This is a genomic window from Albibacillus kandeliae, assembly GCF_003116585.1.
Classification (GTDB): Bacteria; Pseudomonadota; Alphaproteobacteria; order Rhodobacterales; family Rhodobacteraceae; genus Albibacillus; species Albibacillus kandeliae.
Genome location: NZ_QEHM01000016.1, coordinates 1 through 21,341, shown reverse-complemented (window position 1 = coordinate 21,341; position 21,341 = coordinate 1). Strand labels below are relative to the sequence as shown.

The window sequence follows — 21,341 nt, the reverse complement described above, 5'->3', positions numbered from 1 at the left end:
CCGCCTCCAAACGAAGAATGTCGTGGTCAGAGATAAACACCCGGCCCAGAAGGTCAATGATACTCATGGTGCCCGCCACTCGCTTGATCAGGAAGGAATTTGGAATTCCTGAAATAGACCGTCTCGGTACCGCCGCTGGTGATGTCAGATTCACCAATCCCGCGCGCATGGATTGCTCGGGCCCTTTCGCCCGGCCGGGGAATTCCATAATGATGCCATGTCATTTCTCGCAAAAACGCCCTATTTGACCGATCTACGGATACCCGGACCACCGCCCCCCGCCGGGGATTTCGAAACAGGGCCCCGAAGGACGAACGCGAACCAAGATCGATGATGCCGCCACTTCTCGCCCTGTTCTCCTGGCCCGTTGTCGTCCTCGTCCTCGGCCGGGCCCTGGCCGGTCCGCTGGCCTTTATCCTGGCCATCCTGCTGGGCTTCCTGTTCCTGCCGGAGAACACCTCGGTCGACCTGCCGATGCTGCCGGCGCTGACCAAGCACTCGATCCCCGCGCTGGCGGTGCTGCTGTTCCTGCCCCTGTTCCTCGCCGGTGACCGGGAGGGGCCCCACCCGCCGCTGTTCCCGCGCCACTGGGTGATCCGCATCGCCGTGCTGGTGCTGGTGGTCGGCGCCTTCATGACCGTCTCGGGCAATGGCGACATGCTGTTCCCCGGTGGCGGCCGGGTGCTGCGCAGTCTCCAGACCTACGATGCCTTCTCCGAGATCCTGAGCGTCCTGATCCTGATCCTGCCGATGCTGCTGGCGCGCCGCCTGCTGGCCCGGCCCGAGCATCACCTGCTGCTGATCAAGGTGATCTGCATCGCCATGCTGGGCTACTCGCTGCTGGCGCTCTACGAGATCCGCATGTCGCCGCAGATGAACCGCATACTCTACGGCTTCTTCCCCCACAGCTGGAGCCAGCACATCCGCGGCGGCGGGTTCCGCCCGCTGGTGTTCCTCGAACACGGGTTAATCCTGGCGCTGGTGATGGTGCTGGGCATCCTCGCCGCCGCCGGGCTCTCGCGGCTGGACCGCGCCCGGCGCACGCTCTGGCTCGGGGCCACGCTCTGGCTGCTGATGACCCTTGTGCTCAGCAAGTCGCTCGGCGCGCTGCTGATTGCCCTCGTGCTGCTGCCGGTGGCGCTGCTGCTGCGCCTGCGCCCGATGCTGATCGTCGCCACCGTCATCGCCGGGATGGTGATGGTCTACCCGATGGTGCGCTCGGCGGGGCTGGTGCCGGTCGACCGGGTCGAGGATCTGGCCGTCGGGATCAGCGAAAGCCGCGCCAGTTCCTTTGCCTTCCGCCTCAGGAACGAGGATGTGCTGCTGGCGCGGGCCAACGAGCGCGCGGCCTTCGGCTGGGGCGGCTGGGGTCGAAACAGGGTCTACGACGCGGAAACCGGGCGCGACACCAGCATCACCGACGGCTACTGGATCATCTTGCTCGGCACCGGGGGCTGGGTGCGCTACCTCTCCATCTTCAGCCTGCTCTGCCTGCCGATCGGCCTGCTGCTGGTGCAGGCGCGGCGCTCGGGCATCGGGCTCGAGAGCGGGCTCCTCGCGCTGATGCTGGCGGCCAACCTGACCGACCTGATCCCGAACGCCAGCCTCACCCCGCTGACCTGGGTGATCGCCGGGGCGCTCTGGGGCCGGGTCGAACTGGGCCGGATCGAGGAGCGCGGGGCCGTGCCTGCCGGAGAGGGCAGCGGGCGCCGGGAGCCGGCCTATCGCCGGGCAACCCCGCCCCCCGCCGCCGGGCGCGACGCCGCCCCGGACTGGCGGCGGGTGAAAACGGTGGAGCAGGGCGGGGAAAACGAGGGGCCGGAGCCGGGGGATCCCCCGGGCAGCGGCAGGAGCGGGGAGGGCACCCCGCGCTACAGCCGGCAGGGCCGGCAACACAGGCGCCAACGCGACAGGGAGACGGCAGATGACTGAGGCGGGCATGGCACCGGGGGCGGAGATCTCCGTCGTGGTGGTGAACTACGGCACCGCGGAGCTTGCCATCGCCGGGGTCGAGAGCGTGCTGGCGCGCGACCACGGCGGGCGGCGCGTCGACATCCACCTCGTCGACAACGCCTCGCCGGGCGACGACCGCGCGGTGCTGGCCGAAAAATGCGCCAGCACCGCATGGCAGGGACGGGTGACCTTCTATCCCGAGACCGAGAACCACGGCTTCGGGCGCGGCCACAACCTCGTCTTCAGGGCGCTGGCCGCGCGCGCGACCCCGCCCGACTACGTCTTTCTGCTGAACCCCGACGCGCGGCTCGAGAACGAGGCCATCGCGCTGCTCGCCGATTTCCTCGACGCGACCCCCGAAGCGGGCTTTGCCGGGGCCGGAATCTCGAAACCCGACAGCGGCCCGGTCACCGCCGCCTTCCGCTTTCCGGGGCTGGTGTCGGAATGGGTGCATACCCTCGGCTTCGGCCCGGTGTCGCGGCTCTTCGCGGGGCACCGGGTGGCGCTGCCGCCCAACCATCCGCGCGGCCCCGTGGGCTGGGTCGCGGGCGCGGCGGTGATGGCGCGCCTGTCGATGCTGCGGGATCTCGACTACTTCGACCCGGCCTATTTCCTCTACTACGAGGAGGTTGACCTGATGCGCCGGGCCAGCGCCGCCGGCTGGCAGATCTGGTACCTGCCCGAGGCGCGGGTGATCCATGCCGAGGGCGCCGCCACCGGCGTGCGCAGCCATGACGCCGCGCGCCCGCCGCGCCCGGCCTACTGGTACCAGTCCTGGGCCCATTACTACCGCGCCGCCAAGGGGCCGGTGGGCGCGGCGGCGCTGGCGCTCGGGGTGATCGTCGCGGCGGCGGGGCACCAGGCGCAGATGCGCCTGCGCGGCAAGCCCTCGGCCCTGCCGGGGCGCTTCATCCCCGATTTCTGGAAGGTGGCCGCGCGGCCGTTGCTGCAGGGCCGGGATCCGCTGGCATGAGCGAAACCCCCGAACAGCGCGCCGCCCGCTTCGCCCCGAACCCGGGCACCCGGAACTGCAACCCCGAGGGCATCTCCTTCTGGGCGCTGGTCGCCGAGGATTTCCGCACCAATGACAGCGACCTCCTCTCGCAGGGGTTCTGGACCCTGTTCTGGCACCGCTTCGGCAACTGGCGCATGTCGGTGCGCCCCAAGCTGCTGCGCGCGCCGCTGAGCCTGATCTACCGCATCATGTTCAAGATGTGCGAATGGGTGGCGGGCATGATGCTGCCCTATACCGTGCGGGTCGGGCGGCGGGTGCGGCTCGACCATTTCGGCGGCATGATCCTCGTCGCCCATACCATCGGCGACGATGTGATCCTGCGCCAGAACACCACCCTCGGCATCGCCCGCACCAGCGAGAACCAGTCGCGCCCGATCATCGGCGCGGGAGCCGACATCGGCGCGGGGGCGGTGATCGTCGGTGCCATCGAGATCGGCGCGGGCGCGCGGATCGGGGCCAATGCGGTGGTCACCCGCGACGTGCCCGAGGGCGCCACCGCCGCCGGTATCCCGGCGCGGGTGGTGGGCAAGACGACATGAAACCCTTCTCTCTGAAACCGGGCGCGGTGATCATCGGGCGCAACGAGGGTGCCCGTTTCCTCGCCTGTCTCGAGGCGCTCGGCGAGCAGTTCTGCCACGTGGTCTACGTCGACAGCGGCTCGACCGACGGCAGCCTCGCGGCGGCGACGGCGGCGGGGGTCGAGGTGGTGAACCTCGACATGCGCCAGCCCTTCACCGCCGCGCGGGCCAGGAACGCCGGGCTCGACCGGCTCTCGGCGCTGCCCGAGCCGCCCGAGTTCGTCCAGTTCATCGACGGCGACTGCGCGCTACAGCCGGGCTGGGTCGCCACCGCCACGGCCTTTCTCGCCGACAACCCCAGGGTGGCGATGGCCTGCGGGCGGCGGCGCGAACGCTTCCCCGGCGCCTCGGTCTACAACCGCCTGATCGACCGCGAATGGGACACGCCGGTGGGCCGGGTCAGGGCCACCGGCGGCGACGTCATGGGACGGCGCGCGGCGCTGGAACAGGTCGGCGGCTTCGACCCCGCGCTGATCGCGGGCGAGGAGCCCGAGCTCTGCCTGCGCCTGCGCGGGCAGGGCTGGGACATCTGGCGGCTCGATGCCGAGATGACTGAGCACGACGCGGCGCTGACCCGCTTCCCGCAGTGGTGGCAGCGGGCGAAGCGCGCCGGTTACACCTATGCCGAGGGCGCGGCGATGTACGGGGCCACGCCCGAGCGCCACAAGGTGCGCGCGCTGCAGAGCACGCTGCTCTGGGGGCTGGCGCTGCCGCTCCTGATCCTGCTGGCGGCGCTGTTCCTCACGCCCTGGGCGCTGCTGGCGGTCCTGCTCTACCCGGCCCAGGTGGCCCGCCTCGCCCGCCGCTCGGGCGACCCGGCGCAGGCCCTGTTCTTGGTGCTGGCCAAGTTCGCCGAGGCCGAGGGCGCGCTGACCTACGGCTGGCGCCGCCTCTCGGGCGCGCGGGCGCGGCTGATCGAGTACAAGTGAGCGGCCTCAGCCGGCCTGCAGCACTGCCCGGACCGCATCCTCGTTGACCCAGAGCACCCCGGCCGCCCCAAGCAGGATCACCGCCAGCAGGCCGAGGTCCACGAGCGGATCCCAGCCCCGCGCCCGCTGCGCGAAGAAGGCGGTCAGCGGGTAGAGCAGCAGCTGCGCCGCCGGCGGCGCCACCACCACCCCGATCAGGCCGAAATCGCGCACGAGGAAGAACAGCAGGCCGGTCTGGCACAGGGCCAGCAGCACCAGCTTGATCGCGTAGTCGCGCGAATTGCCCCGCGCCAGCAGCAGCATGTCATAGCCGTTGAGTGCGGGGGCCGGCAAGAAGGCCAGACTCAGCAGCACCATGATCGGCCCGGCGAGATGATAGGTGTTCTCGTAGAGGACCTCGACGAAGAGCTCGCCGATCAGGCCCAGGAACAGGCCGATCCCGATCAGCCCGGCGGCCAGCAGCACCCGGGCGCGACGGATCTTGGCCCGGTTCTCAGCGCTCTCGCTCGGCGGGGTCTTGGTATAGAGTGGCAGAAGAACACGGTAGCCGAACTGACCGGCCAGCAAGGTCGGGATCGAGGCAGGGAAGTATCCGATGTTGTAGATCCCCAGCCCGGCCATCGAGATGAACTTACCCAAGATCGCCCGGTCTGCGTTGTTGACAAGGAAAGTCGCGATTGAGCTGAAGAACAGGAACTTGCCAAAATGGAAAAGCTCGCGCGCTGCTGTAGGTTCCCAGGTAAGCCGGCTGGCGGGGCCAGGCAGCAGCAGGTGCGACAGCAGAGACTTCATCGCCGAAGCCATGAGCATGCCGATCAGCAGTGACCAGACCGACCCGGTGAGCCAAGCGAGACCCACCATCATCGCAATGCCGAAAGTCTGGCTGCCCAGTTCCTGCACGGTCATCCGCCCCAGAACGATATGCCGGTTAGCGGCCCAGATCTTGCCCGAGCAGGTTCCAAGGATCATCGCGTTGAGGCCTGCCACCGGTAGCAACTGAGCAAGCTGGGGCTCGCCGTAGAAGCGAGCGACCGGCAAGGAGATAGCCGCGACTATCAGCCCGAGAAAAGCTCCGCGCATCAGTTGCAGAGTCCAGGCGGTGTTCAAGAATGCCGGGTCGTCGCCACGCTTACTCTGGACCACGGCTGTGTTGAACCCGATGTCCGAGAGCATCTGCGCGCCTATCAACACGATGTTTATCAGCGCCATGAGGCCGAAGGCCTCAGGAAAAAGCAGCCGGGTTAATACCAAGTTAGATACCAACCGCAAAAATTGCTGCGAGCCGAAGCCAAGAAAAGTGACAAGGGTTCCGCGCAGAGCCCGAGCGCGCAGCCCTTCGCCTGCTATTAGATCACGCAGGCGGGCAGAAACAGCAGTCAAGGCCATTGGCCTTGCATGGCGAAAGTCGCAATTATTACGTATGGCGGAGAAAAGGAAATGCCGGCCTTCCAACAGTAAGTCTGCAAGACAAAACCACACTCTGCCACATATTCGAGCGCAGTTTGCTGGGAGGCACGAGCTGGACCGATAGTTACAAGGTGCTTTAACATAACATTGATTACAGGACTACATCTGCCTGGTCGTGGAACATGACCGGGTGCCCGGCCCCGGACACATCAAGACCCCGCGGACGGGGTCTGTAAAGCGTTCTACAAAAAATAGCGCAGGGCCGATGCAGCCCTGCGTCAGATACCTTCTCCTCCTGGTCCGGGAAGGGACCAGGGGACAGACCAAGCTCAGCGGCTGGTGGTCGTAGAGCTGGTGGTGGTGTCGTCGTCGTCACCGGCGATTGCGGCAACAACCAGCACGCCAGCCAGGATGCCTGCGGCCGCGCCGAGGCTCAGGCCGGTACCGGCCAGGCCACCAGCACCGGTGGTGGTCGAGGTCGACGTGGTGTTTGCGGTGGGTGCGGTCTGGGCCACGGCAGCGGTTGCGGTGGTCAGGGTCAGTGCGCCCAGGGCCAGAGCGGAAACGAGGGTCTTCATGTCGTGAAATCCTTTTCGCGTCGAAGTTGTCCAAACTTCTAGCGCAGGAAAAAACACGATTCAATCTGGCCCGAGGCAAATCCATAGGATTGCGGGCATTTTTCACAAAGCCGTTGCAGAGATGCCCAATCGGACGTCACCGCAACGGACCCTGTGCGGGGGAGCGTCGGCCGCCGCTCCCTGGATCAGTCAGCGCGAGCTGCTGGTGCTGCTCGTCGTGGTGCTGTCGTCGTCATCGCCCGCGATCAGCGCGAGGGCGAGAACGCCGACACCGATGGCCACGGCGGCGCCGGTGGTCAGGCCGGTGTTGCCGAGGGTGGTCGTCGTGGTCTCTGCCGTCGGCACGTTGGCACCCTGGGTCTGCGCCGTGGTCTGGGCCATGGCGGAGCCGGCCGCCAGGGCGAGGCACAGGGCGGTGGAGCTGGCCAGGGCAATCGTCTTGGTCATCGCGACTTATCCTTTTTGCATGGGCGGCGACGGAGCCCGCCCGGAATTCCGGAAATTTCCATCGTCAGAAAACGGTAGGGCGCGGCCTGCACGGGGCAAGCAAAGAAATGCGCGGCCCCGGCGGCAAGACATTTTCCGCCGACGCGCCGTGCCCGGACAGCGGAAAGCCGCCGCAGCCGTCCCGATTCGCCTGCGGGACGGCTGCGGCGGCCCGGTTCGGCCCGGTTCGTCGCTGTCCTCAGCGGGTGCCGGAGGTCGTGGTGGTGGTGCCGGTGTTGTTGTCGCCGTTGTTGCCAAGGGCCACCGCCAGCCCGAGCGCGGCCAGCACCGCCGCGGCGGTCCCGGTGCCGAGCCCGGTGCCCGCGAGGGCCGCGTTCGAGACCGCCTGACCGGTCGCACCGGCGGTCTGGGCATTGGCGCCCTTGGTCTTGGCCACGGGCGCGGCATTGGCGGATTGCGCCGAGGCCATGCCGCCGCTGGCGATCAGGGCCGCGCTGAGCAGGGCGATAGTGGTCTTCATTCGTCTGTCCTTTCCTGGCCGCGGAGAGGACCTCTCTCCGCGTATTCTTATAGCCGTGACAGGACGTTAGCCCGGCGGACACCGGGGACAAGCGAGGTCTTGAAAAGGCGGCGGGAGCGGAGGCTTTCCGCCGTCCGGCCGGGGCCGGCAGGCGGGAAGACGCCCGCGGCTCAGCCGGTGGTGAGGCGGCGGATCCGCATGTAGCCGATGTGCGGGCCGGCCCATTGCCGCGACTGCCAGACGATGCCGCTGCGGGAATCGACCCAGTAGTCGTTGACCACGCGCCCGCCGGCCGCGCCCTCGGCGGTGCAGCTCTCGCGCAGGTGCCGCGCGGGGTGGGTCAGCTCGACGATCTCCACCGGCGCCGGGCCCAGGTCGGCAAGGTCGCAGCTCAGCACCAGCCGCCGTTCCTCGAGGTCGCCGGTGCGGACATACATGACCTTCTCGCCGCCGCTGGCCGGTCCGGTCACGCCCTCGGCCACCGCGACATCGGCAGAGACCAGATCGCCGCCGAGGCCCCGGGTCGCGATCAGCATCCCGTTGCGCATGGTCAGCGTCACCTCGTCCTCGGTCCGCCACTGCACCACCTCGCCCGGCGTGCCGTCGCGGCGCACCAGCGCCGCCGAGAGATAGGCGAAGATGTCGGGCCGCTCGAGGGTCACCTCGATGTAGGATCCCTCGATCTCGTCCAGCATCTTCCGGGTCAGCGGCGGGCGCTCGGCCCGGTGCATCCGGTTCTTCGCGATCGAGGCGCGGGTGGCCTGGGCGATCTGCGCATAGAGCGGCGGGGCGGCGTTGACGCCGCTGCCGCTGCCGCCGTTGCAGCCCGCCAGCAGGGCCAGCAGGGCCAGGGCCCCCGCCGCCCGGGTCATCAGCCGGTTTCCGTTCATTCCCAGATCCTCGGCCATTGATCGCTCAGCGCCTTGGCGTGCGAATCCCGCACCTGTTCGTAAAGCCGCCCCGGCACGTTCAGCCGCTGGCCGCCGTCGCGCTGGGTCGGGCGGATGCCGAAATTGATCGCCTGCTGCGTCGGCTTGCCCAGGAACCAGTTGACCGGGATGGTGAAGCGGATGCCCTTGTCGAAGGATCCCTCGCCGAAATCCTCGGCCGAGACATCGGTGACGGTGAACCAGCCGCCCACCGACCAGCCGTTGGAGAAGGTGCGGTCGAGGCTGACGGTGGCGCCGACGTCGCCGGCCAGGTAGCGGCCCGCGTCGATCTCGGCCAGGTAGCCGTTGCCGAGCTCGAGGTAGGCCGAGGCATGGCCGGTGAACACCGAGTAGTCCTGGAAGCCGAAGCGCTGGTCAAAATCGCGCTGGCGCACGTAGTTGGCCTCGACCCCGAGCCCGAGCCGGCTGTTCACCGGCTTCCACAGCAGCTCGGCCGAGACCCCGCCGAACATCTTCTCGAGGTAACCGCCGGTGACCCGGGCATAGAGGGCCCCGCCCGGACGCCACTGGCGCGCCATGTAGAGCCGGTTCAGCACGGTGTCTTCCTGGGCATAGGCGGTCTGGTCGGTACGCACATGCGGCAGCACCGAGTTCGACGGCCGCCCGTCCTTGACGTTGCCGGCGATGCGCTGGCGGATGTTGCCCGAGACCAGCCAGCCGGGGGCGAACTCGTAGGTCATCGACAGGCTGAGCCCGAAGTCGAGGCGGAACGGCCGGTCCGGGTCGAAGTAGGAGGGGTCGAAGTAGGGCCCCAGCGACCAGCGGTAGCTGGGGTAGGATCCCACCGGCCCCAGCGCCCCGGCGGGCGGCAGCGGCGCGGCCTCGCCGATCGCGGTCACCGCATAGAGCGCGCGCGAGGCGTCGGGGGCGAATTCCAGCGCCTCGAGGTCGCTGCGGCGCAGGGTCACCGCCGAGAGCGCGAGGCCCCGGCGGACCGGCACCAGGCGGAAGGTCTCGACCGAGTTCGGCAGCGTCGCCGCCAGCACCCGCGCCGCGCGGCCCACCGCGATGGCGTTCGAGCTGTAGCGGGTGTTGCGATAGCGCAGCTCGGCCCGGTCCGCCGAGAGCGAGATCGATTCAAGCTCCAGCCCCTGCTCAGACAGGCGGGTCTGCAGCAGGTCGCGCAGCAGCTGCCGGTTGGCGGCCGCCTGACCTGCCCCCTGCCCCGCAGCCTGGCTTGCGGCCGCGGCCCCGGCGGGGCCCGCCCAGTCCTCGGACCAGGACAGCGGGTTGTCGACCTTCGGCACCCGCACCGCCACCGGCTGCGGCGCCGGGGCGGCGATCCGGTTGGGCGGGCGCGAGGGGTTCACCTGGATGTTCGCGGCCAGGCCGAAGCGCGAGCCGTAGAGGTAGTAGGCGCCGAGGCGGGTGCTCTCGCTGGCCTGCCATTCGACGCCGAAGTTGAAGTCCGACTTGCGCTCGAAGACCGAGGTCACCCCGGTCTCGAAGTTGTAGGCGTCGGAGGAATATTCCGCCTTCACGCTCCAGCGCTCGTCCGCCTGCCACTCGAGCCCGCCGAAGAAGGCCGCGGGCCCGCGGAACCACTGGTCGTAGGCCACCTTGCCGCCGGTCGACTCCGGATCGTAGGCGGGACGGTCATTGCCGAAGGGCGCCCCGAAGGAGTTGTTGGTGCCGAGCCGGCCCCAGCCGACGCCGGCGCTCAGCTTCAGCCGCCCCGGCAGCCGCCCGGGCGAGAGCGCCGGGGTGTCGAAGCCCTTGGTGGCGACGATGTACTCGCCCGCGTAGATGCCGGTGCCGACGAAATCCTGCAGGCCCACCGCCACCGCGGGGCGGTAGCGCCCCTCGCTCAGCAGCCGCACCCGGACGTCGAAACCGCGGTCGTAATAGGTGTCGAACCCGCCGTAGTTCCAGTCGCGGATGCCGTTGTAGCGGAAGCTGGCCGAGAGCCAGGGCAGCGCCTGGAAGGTGGTGGTCAGCCGGCCCTGCCCGCCGAAGGAGGAGAAGGCGGTGGTGAACTGCGCGTCGGGCAGCATCTCGGCCGAGGGCATGTCGATGAGGCCGGGCGAGCCGTAGAAGTTCAGGCTGGGCGGGGGCGCCGGGTCGAAGCTCGGCTCCTGGCTGCCCGGGGCCGACAGCAGGATGTCCTCGGCCGCCAGCGGCAGCGGCAGCGCCAGGGCAAGGGCAAGCCCGAGGGCCGCCAGCGCCGTACGGGCGGAGATCGCGGGGTCTCGCTCTGTCACCTTGGGTACCGTCCTGCCTGCCCGTTTTGGTTTCGGGTGTTTTCCCGCTTAGACCACGAAGCGGGGCACGGGATCAATACGCGCCGCGCCCCGGGGGGCCAGCCCCCTCTTGGCCTTCGGCCAATTCACCCCCGGGATATTTCGATCCCGAAGAAGCCGGGCCCCGCCCCTCTCAGGAGGTCTTGCGCCCCGCCTCGCCCTGGGCAAAGCCCTCGACCCAGCGCGCCACCACCTGGCGCGCGGCCTCCTCGTCGCTGGCGGCGAGCGCATGGCGCAGCCCGCGCAGCACCGAGGCGACCTCGATTTCCGAGAGGTAGTCCTCGCGAGCGCAGAAGATCTTCTGGTAGCGGGTGCCGATCAGGTCGCCGGAGAGCGTCAGCTCCTCCTCGATCTTCTCGCCCGGGCGCAGGCCGATGAGGGCGATCTCGATATCGCCCTCGGGATGATCCTCGTCGCGCACGGTGTAGCCGGCGCTCTCGATCACCTGCCGCGCCAACTGCAGGATCGGCACCGGCTTGCCCATGTCGAGCACGAAGACCTCGCCGCCGCGGGCCTCGGATCCGGCCTTGAGCACCAGTTGCACCGCCTCCTGGATGGTCATGAAGAAGCGGCGCACGCGCACGTCGGTCACGGTGACCGGACCGCCGCGGCTGATCTGGTCCTGGAACAGCGGCACCACCGAGCCCGAGGAGCCCAGCACGTTGCCGAAGCGGACCATGGTGAAGATCGTCGAATCGTAGCGGGTGGCCAGATCCTGCACCACCAGCTCGGCCAGCCGCTTGGAAGCGCCCATCACGTTGGTGGGGCGCACCGCCTTGTCGGAGGAGACTAGGATGAAGCGCTCGACCCCGACCTCGGCGGCCTCGCGGGCCAGCGTCTGGGTGCCGAAGACGTTGTTGGCGAGACCCGGCAGCGGGTTCGCCTCGACCAGCGGCACGTGCTTGTAGGCGGCGGCATGCAGCACCACCTGCACCTGGTGGTCGCAGAGCACCTTGCGCACCTGGCGCGGGTCGGTGACCGAGCCCAGCACCGGCACGATGCTGATGCGGGTGCCCTCGACCAGCTGCTCGAGTTCCTGGTGCACGGTGTAGAGCGCCAGTTCGGAGAGTTCGTAGAGCACGATGGTCCGGGGCCGGCAGGCCAGCACCTGGCGGCAGAGCTCGGAGCCAATCGAGCCGCCGGCGCCGGAGACCAGCACCACCCGGCCCTGGTAGCTGTTCACCGCCTCGCCGAGGCTGGTGTCGGCGTGCTTGCGCCCCAGGAAGGTCTGCGGGGCCACCGGGGTCAGCTTGTCGATCAGGGCTTCCTCGCCGATCAGCTGGGCGAAGGAGGGCAGCGTCTGCACCTCGAGCCGCATCCGCTGCAGGCGGCGGGCGATCTGCGCCTGCTTGGGCTGGCTGAGCGAGGGCATGGCCAGCAGCACGCGGTTGATGTCGCGCTCGCGCACCAGCTCGGCGATGCGGGCGGGCGGGAAGACCGGCAGGCCGAGGATGGTCACCCCCTGCAGCGAGACGTTGTCGTCGACGAAGGCGACCGGGTCGATCCCGTCATGGGCCTTCAGCGCCTGGGCCAGCTGGGTGCCGGTGGCGCCGGCGCCGTAGATCAGCACCCGGCGGCGCGGCGAGGCGCGGCGGTAGATCGCCGTGACCACCTGGAACAGCACCGCCCGCGCGGCCACCACGAAGAGGAAGTAGGAGATGCCGAACATCACGTGGGTGCCGAGCGGCAGCGCCAGCTGGACGAAGACCGAGAGCGCCGCCGAGACCACGGTCAGCACCAGCGCGTAGATCGCGGTGAGCCCGACGGCGTGGCGTTCGTAGTTGTTCAGCTGGATGCTGGGCAGCCCGAGCCAGAGCGAGAGCCCGGCGGCAGCGGCCAGCAGGTAGGGCAGGATCGGCAGGGAGAGCCAGAGCGCCGCGAGGGGCGGGATCGGCAGGGACTGGACAGTGAAGGCAAACAGCAGCGCGGCGGGGATCAGTGCCAGGTCGACGGCAAGAAAGACGTACCCCTTCTGTTTGCGCGTCAACAAACCGAGAAGTTTCAACATTCAGGCCGTCGCCCCCAGAAATTCGACAGGGCTCACTGCAAAAACTCCACCTGCTCAGGCGAGCTGCCCCGTTCCGCCCGCCAGAGGAGAGCGCCGGCGCGGCATCGCAACCTTCATAATATTATCTGCCCGACAGACCGATCCCTACCCCATTTTCGGAGGGGGGCAAACAAATTCCCGATCCGTCCCGGAGGCTTTGGCAGATATTCGCTGCAGCGCGAGAAAAAGCGTTGAAAATCCCGGCGAATTCCGGCCGAGCCATGAAACTCCGACACGAATCATTAGTTGCCCGCCGGTTAATTCCCGGATTCCGCGGAATTAATCATTTCACTGCCCCGGCGAATTGCGCCTATTCCCGTGGGGTGATTCCACCGCGGGCCCGGCGCCCCCGCTCAGGACCGGCGGAACAGGTTGCCGATGGTCTGGAACACTAGGTCGAAATCGTAGCACATGCTCTGGTGGCGCTGGTAGATCAGGTCCAGCCGCGCCTTGGCCGGCACGCAGATCCGGGTATAGACCGCGTCGGTCTCCTCGGCCCGGCCGCAGCGCTCCAGCAGCGCCGCCTCGTGGCGGTGATAGGTGATCGAGGCGAGCCCGGTGACCCCGGGGCGACTCTTCAGCACCTCGCCGTAGAGGCCGGGAAAGCGTTCGACGTATTCGCGCAGGGGCGGACGCGGACCCACGAAGGAGAGATCGCCCTTCAAGATGTTCCACAGCTGCGGCAGCTCGTCGAGCCGCTTGGAGCGCAGCCAGGCGCCCGCCGGGGTGATCCGCGCCGCCTTGTCGCCGCCCGACACTCCGGCGTCGGCCGCGACCACGGTCATGGTGCGGAACTTCCACAGGGCGAAGGGGCGGTCCACGCCCTTCATCCGCTCGGCCACGTAGAACAACGGGCGGCCTTGCTGGAGCAACAACCAGATCACCACGGCGCCGAAGACCGGGGCGAGGATCACCACCAGGAGCGTGGCGAAGAACAGGTCGAAGATGCGCTTGCGCCAGGTCATGCCCAGCCCTTCCGGATGTCGGTTCTCATGCTCTGCCCTGCTCCGTTGCGCGCCATTCGGCGACCATTGCGGCGGGAAGACTATCCTGTGGCGTGAAGGGGTGGAAGGCCACCAGCCGGGCGACGTCGAGCGCCACCTCTGGGATCGCCTCCTCCGATGCCGGACGCGGGGTCCATGCCAGCCCGGCGGCGTCGAGTAGCGCGCCCATCCCGACCATGCCGGGGGCGGCCACATTCAGCACCGGCGGCAGGCCGGGGGTGCGCACCAGCCGCTCCAGCACCCGGGCCAGCGTGGCGACGCCGATGTAGCTGCGCCGGGGCGTGCGCCCGTCGGCGAAGCGGTCGAGCGCGAAGCCCGGACGCCAGTCGCCCAGAATCGCGTCGAGCCCGGCGATGTTGCCGATCCGGAGCGCGGTGACCTCCACCCCGAGATCCTGCCCCAGCCGGGCGCCCTCGGCCTCCATCTCCGCCTTGGCGCGGCCATAGTCCGAGAGCGGGGCCAGCGCCCGATCTTCCCGCAACAGACCCTGTTCCGAGCCGTAGACCGCGGCCGACGAGGCCAGCAGCACACGCGCGCCGAGCGCCGCGCCGAGCCGCACCGCCGCCGTGCCGAGGCGGATGTTGTCGGCGATGTCGGCGCCCGCGGCGGCCGCCGCGTTGGTCACCCCGGCAAGGCAGAGCACCGTGTCTATCCCCCGGCCCATCCCCTGCCCGGCCCGCTCCAGCGCGCCCGCATCGGCCAGCGGATCGGCTATCACCCAGGGGTCTGCCGCGCCGGCGGCGCCTCGGGGGGCCGCCCCGGGGCGGGCCTGCCACAGCGCGTCGCCCGGTGCCCAGGCGGCACGCAGAATCGCGCCGATCCGCCCCGTCGCGCCCAGAACCAGTGTCGCCGGTGTTGACATCGCCCCGCTTCTTCCTGTTGACCCCTTCCGGCCTGCCAGTATCTTGCGGCGGGAAAATTGCAACGCCTTTCGGGCAGGCCGGAACACCGACCGCGCGCCCCGGGCTCCGGGGGACGACCACCATATGCGCAAGCCTCTTCACCTCATCTCGATGTTGGGGCCAGTCCTGTGTCTTGCGGTGCTGGCCGGCTGCGGACGCCTGCCGTCCACCGGTCCGGTGGTAGGGGACGTGGTCAATGGGGCGGGCGAGTCGACGGCCGATTTCGCGGTCTACCCGGTCACCCGCGCCTTGCTGCCCACCATCACCCAGTGGCCCGCCACCGGCGAGCAGCAGCACCTGCCCTGGCTGCGTTCCAGCGAGGGGCCGCGCCAGCAGCTGATCCAGCCCGGCGACATCCTGACCATCCGCATCTGGGACAGTTCCGACAACTCGCTGCTGACCGCGCCCGAGCAGAAGAACATCGCGCTGGACAACATGAAGGTGGCCGCCAACGGCACCGTCTACCTGCCCTACGTCGGCACCCTGAGCGTCACCGGCAAGACCGAGGACCTCGCCCGCGAGGAGATGCAGACCGCGCTGGAGAAGATCATCCCCTCCGCCCAGGTGCTCGTCAGCCTGACCGAGGGGCGGTACAACTCGGTCGACCTGGTCGGCGGGGTCTCCAGTCCCGGCACCTACCCGATGCCCGACCGCAACTACACGGTGATGAGCCTGCTGGCGGCGGGCGGCGGCGTGCGCGAGAGCCTGAACAACCCGCAGATCCGCCTGATGCGCAGCGGCCGGCTTTACGGCACCTCGGTCGAGACCCTGCTGGAGCACCCCTCGCTCGACACTCGCCTCTCAGGCGGCGACCGGGTCTTCGTCGAGGAGGATGGGCGCTACTTCCTCTCCTTCGGCGCCACCGGGCGGCAGGCGCAGCACATCTTCCCGCGCGACGAGGTCTCGGCGATGGACGCGGTCTCGATCATGGGCGGCATCGCCGGGGGCCGGGCCGACCCCAAGGGGCTGCTGATCCTGCGCGAATACCCTGCCTCGGCGATCAGCGCCGGGGTGCGCGGGCCGCGCCAGACCCGGGTGGTCTTCACCGTGGATCTCACCTCTGCCGACGGGCTGTTCTCTGCCCGTAAGTTCGCGATCCAGCCGCAGGACCTGATCGTGGCGACCGAATCCCCGATCAATGACGTGCTGACTATCTCCAACATCGTCGGCGGCTTCTTCGGCGTCTTCAATCGCGCCAACAGCGCTGTAAACTAAGGGTTAGACCTGCTGCCCTAAACCACGTGTGGCTAACAATGGATTAGCTGCACCGCATCGAGTTGCACCTCTTCACTTGGCGTGATCGAGGATGGGCAGATTTGTCGCCGGACACTGGTGGCGCCCCTAGGCATCCCCATGCGCAACTCGGAAAAACCTAGGACTTCGTGTGCCCGTGTACCGACTTGAGGATGTTCAGCCATTCCCCCCAACGGCAAGCAGAACTGTACCACCAAAACACTCACTCTTGCTTGTTAGAGACGACTCTTACTCCGAGAAGCGCTCCCGAGCAGTGACTGTATTCTTCTCGCGGACCCAACACTGTGCGTCCACTTGCGGGGATAGCAGCCTGCTAACCAAATCTTAACCAACCGACTTGAGGCTGCTCCACGATCCTGGAAGGAAATGCACTTGTTGAACGCTGATCGTGAGTACCTTCATCTCCTTGAAACCGTCCTGCTGGACTATGTCGCGAAGTATGGGCTGACCACCGCGGCACGCGAACTCTTCCACAAAGATCCGTCGCTAAGAGGAAGTGATGAACAAGCTGGAGCTAATGAATCCGGAAGTGGTCAAGAACCTCCCTGAACGCGGTGCACCTTACTGGATGACTCTGGAGTATTGTCGGCACATTGGCGTCAGCAAGAGACCAGGAAGACCCCACGTCTGGATGGCTCGCGTGCGCACCAAGAGCGGCAAGTACAAGCGGTGTCAGCTAGATTGCTTGTCCGTGAGTTTCCCGGTCGCATACTCCGCCGCACAGTCTTGGTTCTCCAGAACCGAAATCATGCAGGTCGCATCGCCCCCCTACCCGATAGGGGTCAATCGCGAACTGAGATACTCCAAGATCATATCCGGATTCACCATCGGAGATGCGCTAGCGGACTACGTTGAATGGAAACGCATCAGCGCAGCTCGTACGCACTTTGAAACCAACCTGTCACTGATCAACTACCACATTATTCCACGCCTCGGGCACGTACTGGCTAAAGATCTGACTGGGCGGCTCTTCACCGAGTTTTGCCGGGATGTCCTTGAGACACCACCCAAGAGAGGCAAACAGCCACTTGGAGCCAAATGTGACCTGGATAAAGTGCCTGCTGATCAGCTTCGGAAGCGCAAGAAAACGCTCAATGCTTTGATTGGGATTCTACGGTTAGCCCTGCAAATGGCTTGGGAGAACGGTGAGATTGAAGATGATCGGTCGTGGCGCTGCCTCAGGCGTGTCCCGAGCAGCGACGTACCGAGGCAGGTTTTTCTGTCCAGAAAGGGGTGTCGGGCGCTTCTGTCATCCTGTCGTCCTGACTTGGCGAACCTAATCCTAGGGGCTCTCTACACGGGCTGCAGGGTCGGTGAACTCGCTGCGCTAACAGTAAGAGATGTCGAACCAAGTTTTGCGGGTATCTACGTCTCTCCACAGAAAAGCCGCAGGGGACGATATGTTCATTTGCCGGATGAAGGCCTTCAGTTTTTCAGGTCAATGGCCAGAGACAAAGGTGCCGAGGAGCTCGTATTTCGAATGTCATCAGGCCGAGCGTGGAGCGGCGGGAACCATAAGCATCTGTTTAGAGATGCTGTGCGCAGAGCCGGTCTGCCTGCCGATTTCGTCTTTCATGGCCTCAGGCATACCTATGCGAGCCAACTCGTCGAAGCTGGCGCTTCTCTTGTAATCGTCGCCCGTCAGCTGGGTCATGCAAGCACAGACACTGTTGGGCGCACATATGGGCATGTCTCAGAGCACACGATCGAGCGAGCAATCTCCACAAGGTTTGCTCCACTCATACATCCCGCTCCCCATGACACACCGACTGCTGAACGTTCAGCAGAAGAGCTCACTCCCAACCTCAGGACCTCAGCGACATGGCCCCGAAGTAACTTCTCCAGATCAGGCACTGAGTTGACGAAGTTTCTGAGGATGATCGAGAACCCGGGCGACCAGATAGACCCATAGCGATTACCAATAGTCACCCCAAACAATGGACCAGAACCCAGACCGTATGACCTCAAATCGCACTCGCCCGAACTCTTATCCGTGCTACATTAAAGTCTACCCGCAAAGGAGGGTTGATCTGTGACAGCTGGTGAACTCGTGACTGCGATGGTCGGCGGAGGAATCATACTCCTTCTGGGGGGCGGAATGATCACCGTGAACCTGATCGCCAACTCTCGTCTTGCTAAGCGACGCACCGCTCGACTTGACCAGCGTCGAGAAGGGGCTCCGGAAGGCAAACTGGGGGACCGGTCGAACGACACTTCAATGGAGATACGGCTTTTAGCTCGCGCGCTTGCCGAGGAGTTGCGCGCCATCCGATAGACCCGGTTGAGAGGCAAGTCCCCATTAGCGTCCAGTTTGACAAGTCGTCGGCAAAGCGCGAAGGGCGATCGTCCCGCTTGAGCGGGAAGACCTGTGGGGCTGGGACGCCAAGCAGCACAGCAGCCGAGATGCCCGATAGGTGCATCGGATAGAGGTGGACGACATTCCTATCCTTTCAAGTGCTGTTCCCCGACATTGCACTATCTTCCAAGACGCCCTTCCGTTGTTTGGCGATCACCCGCGCTTTTCGTTTCTGCAATCGGTTCCTTTCACGGACAGCCGCCTGCTCCTCTGGTGACAGGCGCGCCCGAAACTGCTGCATACCCAACCGGGACTTCTCGTTCGCATTAGCGACTTGCTCTGGAGGAGCCTTGCGATATTCGCGAACTGGACGCTCTTCCGTTTCCGCAATCATCGCCGCGTACGCTGCCAACCGGTTGCCGATTGCACCCGCTACGACAGCCTCAGGAGACGAGATCATAGAAACCGGCAACGAGAGCTGGCGCTTCAAGACCCGAGAATGACCGACACCCACGCTGGCCCGATACGGCTGCGCTGCATGGGGGCTACACCGCATCGGGCCAGCTACCCGTGCGCTCCAAGGGGGTCATTCTTGGACGCCGATATGGAGTGACCCCTCGGTCTGGACCATGGGAGCCTAAGAATCTGATACGCTGAAAGGGCCTTGCTTGGATGAGCGAGCAGACTACTGCGATGGGGCAGCAGCCTGCTCTATTTTGGTTCAATGACCATCCATCTGTTTACGCAACACGAAGCTTCACGCCGCGCTCAACATTGCGATCTGGCAACATTCCCTGCCCACCTGCTGCGGCGAGGATAGTCTGGAAGTAACCGATGTAGGTCCGGCGGGTGCTGGCGCGAAGTGCTCGCGCATTTTCTTCATGAAAGTCCTCAATGAGTTTGTCACGAACTTCCGGGGTGAGATCAGAGAGGCGCATACCCATGGCATTAGGGAACTGCCGCGAAACGACGCGAGCCATCGTGTCCACATTGCGCCCCATACGCTCGCGCGCGCGAGGCTCAGTCCGCAGCCATTCGATGAAGTCACCAAACACCATGTCGGCATCGAGCGCTTGCGCGGCGAGAGCGATGAGCTTGAAGCTCTGAAGCTGTTGCCACCGGCTGCGACCGATCCAAAACACTTTGAGCCGGGCGCTTTCGTCGAACTCCATCCACTCCCGCTTGAAGAGCCGGGTCAGAAACGGCGCGAACGGAAGTTCGGTTGCGTAGCCGACGGCCTTGAGCGCAAGCATAAGGTTGTGGAAAGACGTTTGAGCTACAGGCACTTCAGTGAAAACGATCTGTCCGCCAATAAAGCCCAACTTGTCTGCGCTGTTGCCGCTCTGTTCGATCTTGTGGATAGCCTCAGTTGCGTCCTTAAGACCAACATTGCGGACAATGTGGTCAAAACGAGTCGCTCCCTCGGAGAGCTCGGTCGAGATGACATTGACGTCGTTGGCCATGGGCGAGCCACGGCGGCTATCGACGATTACCAACATGGCGATGAAGAGATCGACAACAATAGCAAGGATCACGGCCAAAAGTTCTTCCCGGTTGAGATCACCAGGATTAGCTAGGAGCCGGCCCCACACGTCGAATGCCCACTCGACCGGCGAGACGAAGGTGTCGTTGATCTCCCCTGCAGGCGGAACATCGCCGGCGAGCGCACGACGGACGGCCTCGATCGTGGCCGACAGTGCAGCATGCATCTGCCGCTCGTTATCAGCGATAGAGTTCAACGCCTTCTCTGCCTCGATGAGGTTTTCTTCGATCGCTCGATAATCGCGCGCACCGAAGGTGGACACACGGAGAGCAATCGTCCGAATCTCGGCAATGTCTTTCGCCTTTTCGGTTGCTTCAGCAAGCGAAGACGGATCGACAGACTGAGAACGCTTTAGAGCAAAGTTAACTTGGTGCATGCCGCGCTCGAGAGTGCGGTACCGGGGCCCCTTGCCAGTCTTACCCTCTTCGGCCATCTCGGTCTGGAGCGCGCTGGAAAGCTGCGTAAGTGCCGTGCGGATTTCGTCATTGATTTCAATCGCTGCGTCAATAGGTTGGATCACCGCTGCACGCGCGCTGTCGATCGTCGCACTATTCGCATTACCAAAGCTGTTAAAAACGCTGCCGTAAAACGCGAGACCAAAGGTGACGCTGATTGCGAAAGTGAACAAAAAGAGAGCCGTCGTCACGGTTTTCAGGGGATTGACTGAGCGCGGCAGCAGCGACACGTCCAACCACTTAACACCGAGAACCTGCACGAGAGCCGCAAAGAGCAGACCAGGCCCAGCAAAGAGCAGGCCGAGTACAAAGCCGTTTTGAGTAGGGTCGGTCGGACCACCCGTCTTAAGATAAACACCATAGGCCGTTGCCATCCAAGACAGAATAACGAGCAGCAGGAGCATGGGATTGCGAGCAATAGACATCTTTTTTCCCTCGTTTGAGTTTACGCTTTCAATTTGGCAAACTACAAACCACCTGTTCCAATGTGTTTTTACTCGCTTCTCGGAGAAGGACTGCCGAAAGACACGCGCAACTTTCGCGGAAATGGAGCAACAGGAATTCAAGAGCGGAGATTCGAGAATTCTCAGAGACGTGACCAGAGAAAACCATAGGCGATTGGGCAGTTGTCGGCAGAAGTTGCTCTGCGCGACCAGTCTTAGCCATCATTACTTAGTTACTCGACTATCACTTTGACTAGGTTTTTCTTACTACGTCACTGTTATAACGTAGAAAAACCCATGTTTTGGGGACCTACAGGTATGTCGCCCCAGCCAGAGATTCCGGTAGAGGCTAACGACTTATACAGAACTGGCCGCTGAATTACTCTCAAGGTGTTGCGGTTCGGCGACGAACCTAGTGTTTGCCGTACCTCAGGCGCTCGTATGGCGCGAGGATGATGTGTTCTACAGAAAGTTGAGATCAGGCAGCGTGGCGGTCAGTACGGTCAGCCCAGACTGAATCGAAAGATAGGTCTAGGCCGTCTCGGTTCAGATCAAATGTACAGTGCCCTCCAATCGGTAAGGTCATCTGTCGATCTGTGTGGCCTGCTGGTAGGTCGTAGGCGACCGGTATGTTGAGATGCGAGAAATGCTGATTGACCTGCCCCCTGCCGGTCCCTCATTCATAACGAGAGTCTGCAGGTTGGGTTTGGGTATTCTGGTTCCCGATCTGGCGCAAGCTCGCCGGGCGCGGAGCCCTCAAGCTGCTCAAGCGCTCGGCGG

The 21,341-nt window shown here is 65.5% G+C and carries 17 protein-coding genes and 1 pseudogene; 6 read left to right on the top strand and 12 right to left on the bottom strand.

All coding sequences use genetic code 11. From position 1 onward, the window contains the following. The first annotated feature begins 333 nt into the window (after positions 1-333). Genes DDT93_RS25320 through DDT93_RS25305 form a run of 4 tightly spaced genes read left to right on the top strand, consistent with a single transcriptional unit; the run spans position 334 to position 4,475 of the window. Positions 334-1,932, top strand: a complete 1,599-nt coding sequence (locus tag DDT93_RS25320; protein WP_157960295.1) for a hypothetical protein — start codon at positions 334-336, stop codon at positions 1,930-1,932. Continuing rightward, entirely contained in the window at positions 1,925-2,926 is a 1,002-nt protein-coding gene (locus DDT93_RS25315; protein WP_109468715.1) for a glycosyltransferase family 2 protein, read from the top strand. Before DDT93_RS25320 ends, DDT93_RS25315 begins: the two co-directional genes overlap by 8 nt. Next, positions 2,923-3,507: a serine O-acetyltransferase gene (locus tag DDT93_RS25310; protein WP_109468714.1), complete on the top strand. Its 585-nt coding sequence runs from the start codon at positions 2,923-2,925 to the stop codon at positions 3,505-3,507. Before DDT93_RS25315 ends, DDT93_RS25310 begins: the two co-directional genes overlap by 4 nt. Continuing rightward, entirely contained in the window at positions 3,504-4,475 is a 972-nt protein-coding gene (locus DDT93_RS25305; RefSeq protein WP_109468713.1) for a glycosyltransferase family 2 protein, read from the top strand. Before DDT93_RS25310 ends, DDT93_RS25305 begins: the two co-directional genes overlap by 4 nt. Positions 4,476-4,481: 6 nt before the next feature. Here the strand turns inward: DDT93_RS25305 and DDT93_RS25300 are convergent, their stop codons facing one another. The 9 genes from DDT93_RS25300 to DDT93_RS25260 form a co-directional block, all read right to left on the bottom strand. Further along, a complete protein-coding gene (locus DDT93_RS25300) occupies positions 4,482-5,861 on the bottom strand; it encodes an oligosaccharide flippase family protein (RefSeq protein ID WP_109468712.1) in 1,380 nt (459 codons plus the stop codon). A gap of 350 nt (positions 5,862-6,211) precedes the next feature. Further along, positions 6,212-6,460 (bottom strand): hypothetical protein, encoded by a 249-nt coding sequence (locus DDT93_RS25295; protein ID WP_109468711.1) that lies wholly within the window; start codon positions 6,458-6,460, stop codon positions 6,212-6,214. Positions 6,461-6,649: 189 nt separating this feature from the next. Further along, entirely contained in the window at positions 6,650-6,907 is a 258-nt protein-coding gene (locus DDT93_RS25290) for a hypothetical protein (RefSeq protein ID WP_109468710.1), read from the bottom strand. A gap of 238 nt (positions 6,908-7,145) precedes the next feature. Continuing rightward, on the bottom strand, positions 7,146-7,427 hold the full coding sequence (locus DDT93_RS25285) for a hypothetical protein (RefSeq protein ID WP_109468709.1): 282 nt from the start codon (positions 7,425-7,427) through the stop codon (positions 7,146-7,148). A gap of 170 nt (positions 7,428-7,597) precedes the next feature. Beyond that, positions 7,598-8,317 carry a YjbF family lipoprotein gene (locus tag DDT93_RS25280; protein WP_109468708.1) on the bottom strand — a complete coding sequence of 240 codons (720 nt, stop codon included), beginning with the start codon at positions 8,315-8,317 and terminating at the stop codon, positions 7,598-7,600. Continuing rightward, complete coding sequence (locus DDT93_RS25275) at positions 8,314-10,578, bottom strand: YjbH domain-containing protein (RefSeq protein ID WP_232825573.1); 2,265 nt, start codon at positions 10,576-10,578, stop codon at positions 8,314-8,316. The genes DDT93_RS25280 and DDT93_RS25275 overlap by 4 nt, the downstream gene beginning before the upstream one ends. A gap of 172 nt (positions 10,579-10,750) precedes the next feature. Continuing rightward, positions 10,751-12,625: a polysaccharide biosynthesis protein gene (locus DDT93_RS25270; RefSeq protein ID WP_109468707.1), complete on the bottom strand. Its 1,875-nt coding sequence runs from the start codon at positions 12,623-12,625 to the stop codon at positions 10,751-10,753. A 392-nt stretch (positions 12,626-13,017) separates the two neighbouring features. Next, positions 13,018-13,629 carry a sugar transferase gene (locus DDT93_RS25265; RefSeq protein ID WP_109468706.1) on the bottom strand — a complete coding sequence of 204 codons (612 nt, stop codon included), beginning with the start codon at positions 13,627-13,629 and terminating at the stop codon, positions 13,018-13,020. A 25-nt stretch (positions 13,630-13,654) separates the two neighbouring features. After that, positions 13,655-14,530, bottom strand: coding sequence for an NAD-dependent epimerase/dehydratase family protein (locus DDT93_RS25260; RefSeq protein WP_109468705.1), 876 nt, complete (start codon positions 14,528-14,530; stop codon positions 13,655-13,657). A 124-nt stretch (positions 14,531-14,654) separates the two neighbouring features. On the opposite strand from DDT93_RS25260, the gene DDT93_RS25255 reads away from it, so the two are divergent. Further along, positions 14,655-15,785, top strand: coding sequence for a polysaccharide biosynthesis/export family protein (locus DDT93_RS25255; RefSeq protein WP_109468704.1), 1,131 nt, complete (start codon positions 14,655-14,657; stop codon positions 15,783-15,785). A 538-nt stretch (positions 15,786-16,323) separates the two neighbouring features. Further along, positions 16,324-17,736, top strand: coding sequence for a tyrosine-type recombinase/integrase (locus DDT93_RS27185; protein ID WP_109468703.1), 1,413 nt, complete (start codon positions 16,324-16,326; stop codon positions 17,734-17,736). A 538-nt stretch (positions 17,737-18,274) separates the two neighbouring features. On the opposite strand, the gene DDT93_RS26640 is transcribed toward DDT93_RS27185, so the two are convergent. The 3 genes and pseudogenes from DDT93_RS26640 to DDT93_RS27180 form a co-directional block, all read right to left on the bottom strand. After that, entirely contained in the window at positions 18,275-18,610 is a 336-nt protein-coding gene (locus DDT93_RS26640) for a hypothetical protein (protein WP_157960294.1), read from the bottom strand. A gap of 250 nt (positions 18,611-18,860) precedes the next feature. Then, positions 18,861-20,543 (bottom strand): hypothetical protein, encoded by a 1,683-nt coding sequence (locus DDT93_RS25245; RefSeq protein ID WP_157960293.1) that lies wholly within the window; start codon positions 20,541-20,543, stop codon positions 18,861-18,863. Positions 20,544-21,039: 496 nt separating this feature from the next. Further along, positions 21,040-21,207 (bottom strand): annotated as a pseudogene (locus tag DDT93_RS27180) (hypothetical protein); the annotation flags it as partial. Positions 21,208-21,341 lie beyond the last annotated feature (134 nt).

What these genes read in the sequence shown, in the direction of transcription:
- DDT93_RS25320 (WP_157960295.1), top strand. Translation starts at nt 334, where the DNA reads ATGCCGCCACTTCTCGCCCTGTTCTCCTGGCCCGTTGTCGTCCTCGTC.
- DDT93_RS25315 (WP_109468715.1), top strand. Translation starts at nt 1,925, where the DNA reads ATGACTGAGGCGGGCATGGCACCGGGGGCGGAGATCTCCGTCGTGGTG.
- DDT93_RS25310 (WP_109468714.1), top strand. Translation starts at nt 2,923, where the DNA reads ATGAGCGAAACCCCCGAACAGCGCGCCGCCCGCTTCGCCCCGAACCCG.
- DDT93_RS25305 (WP_109468713.1), top strand. Translation starts at nt 3,504, where the DNA reads ATGAAACCCTTCTCTCTGAAACCGGGCGCGGTGATCATCGGGCGCAAC.
- DDT93_RS25300 (WP_109468712.1), bottom strand. Translation starts at nt 5,861, where the DNA reads ATGGCCTTGACTGCTGTTTCTGCCCGCCTGCGTGATCTAATAGCAGGC.
- DDT93_RS25295 (WP_109468711.1), bottom strand. Translation starts at nt 6,460, where the DNA reads ATGAAGACCCTCGTTTCCGCTCTGGCCCTGGGCGCACTGACCCTGACC.
- DDT93_RS25290 (WP_109468710.1), bottom strand. Translation starts at nt 6,907, where the DNA reads ATGACCAAGACGATTGCCCTGGCCAGCTCCACCGCCCTGTGCCTCGCC.
- DDT93_RS25285 (WP_109468709.1), bottom strand. Translation starts at nt 7,427, where the DNA reads ATGAAGACCACTATCGCCCTGCTCAGCGCGGCCCTGATCGCCAGCGGC.
- DDT93_RS25280 (WP_109468708.1), bottom strand. Translation starts at nt 8,317, where the DNA reads ATGAACGGAAACCGGCTGATGACCCGGGCGGCGGGGGCCCTGGCCCTG.
- DDT93_RS25270 (WP_109468707.1), bottom strand. Translation starts at nt 12,625, where the DNA reads ATGTTGAAACTTCTCGGTTTGTTGACGCGCAAACAGAAGGGGTACGTC.
- DDT93_RS25265 (WP_109468706.1), bottom strand. Translation starts at nt 13,629, where the DNA reads ATGACCTGGCGCAAGCGCATCTTCGACCTGTTCTTCGCCACGCTCCTG.
- DDT93_RS25260 (WP_109468705.1), bottom strand. Translation starts at nt 14,530, where the DNA reads ATGTCAACACCGGCGACACTGGTTCTGGGCGCGACGGGGCGGATCGGC.
- DDT93_RS25255 (WP_109468704.1), top strand. Translation starts at nt 14,655, where the DNA reads ATGCGCAAGCCTCTTCACCTCATCTCGATGTTGGGGCCAGTCCTGTGT.
- DDT93_RS27185 (WP_109468703.1), top strand. Translation starts at nt 16,324, where the DNA reads ATGAACAAGCTGGAGCTAATGAATCCGGAAGTGGTCAAGAACCTCCCT.
- DDT93_RS25245 (WP_157960293.1), bottom strand. Translation starts at nt 20,543, where the DNA reads ATGTCTATTGCTCGCAATCCCATGCTCCTGCTGCTCGTTATTCTGTCT.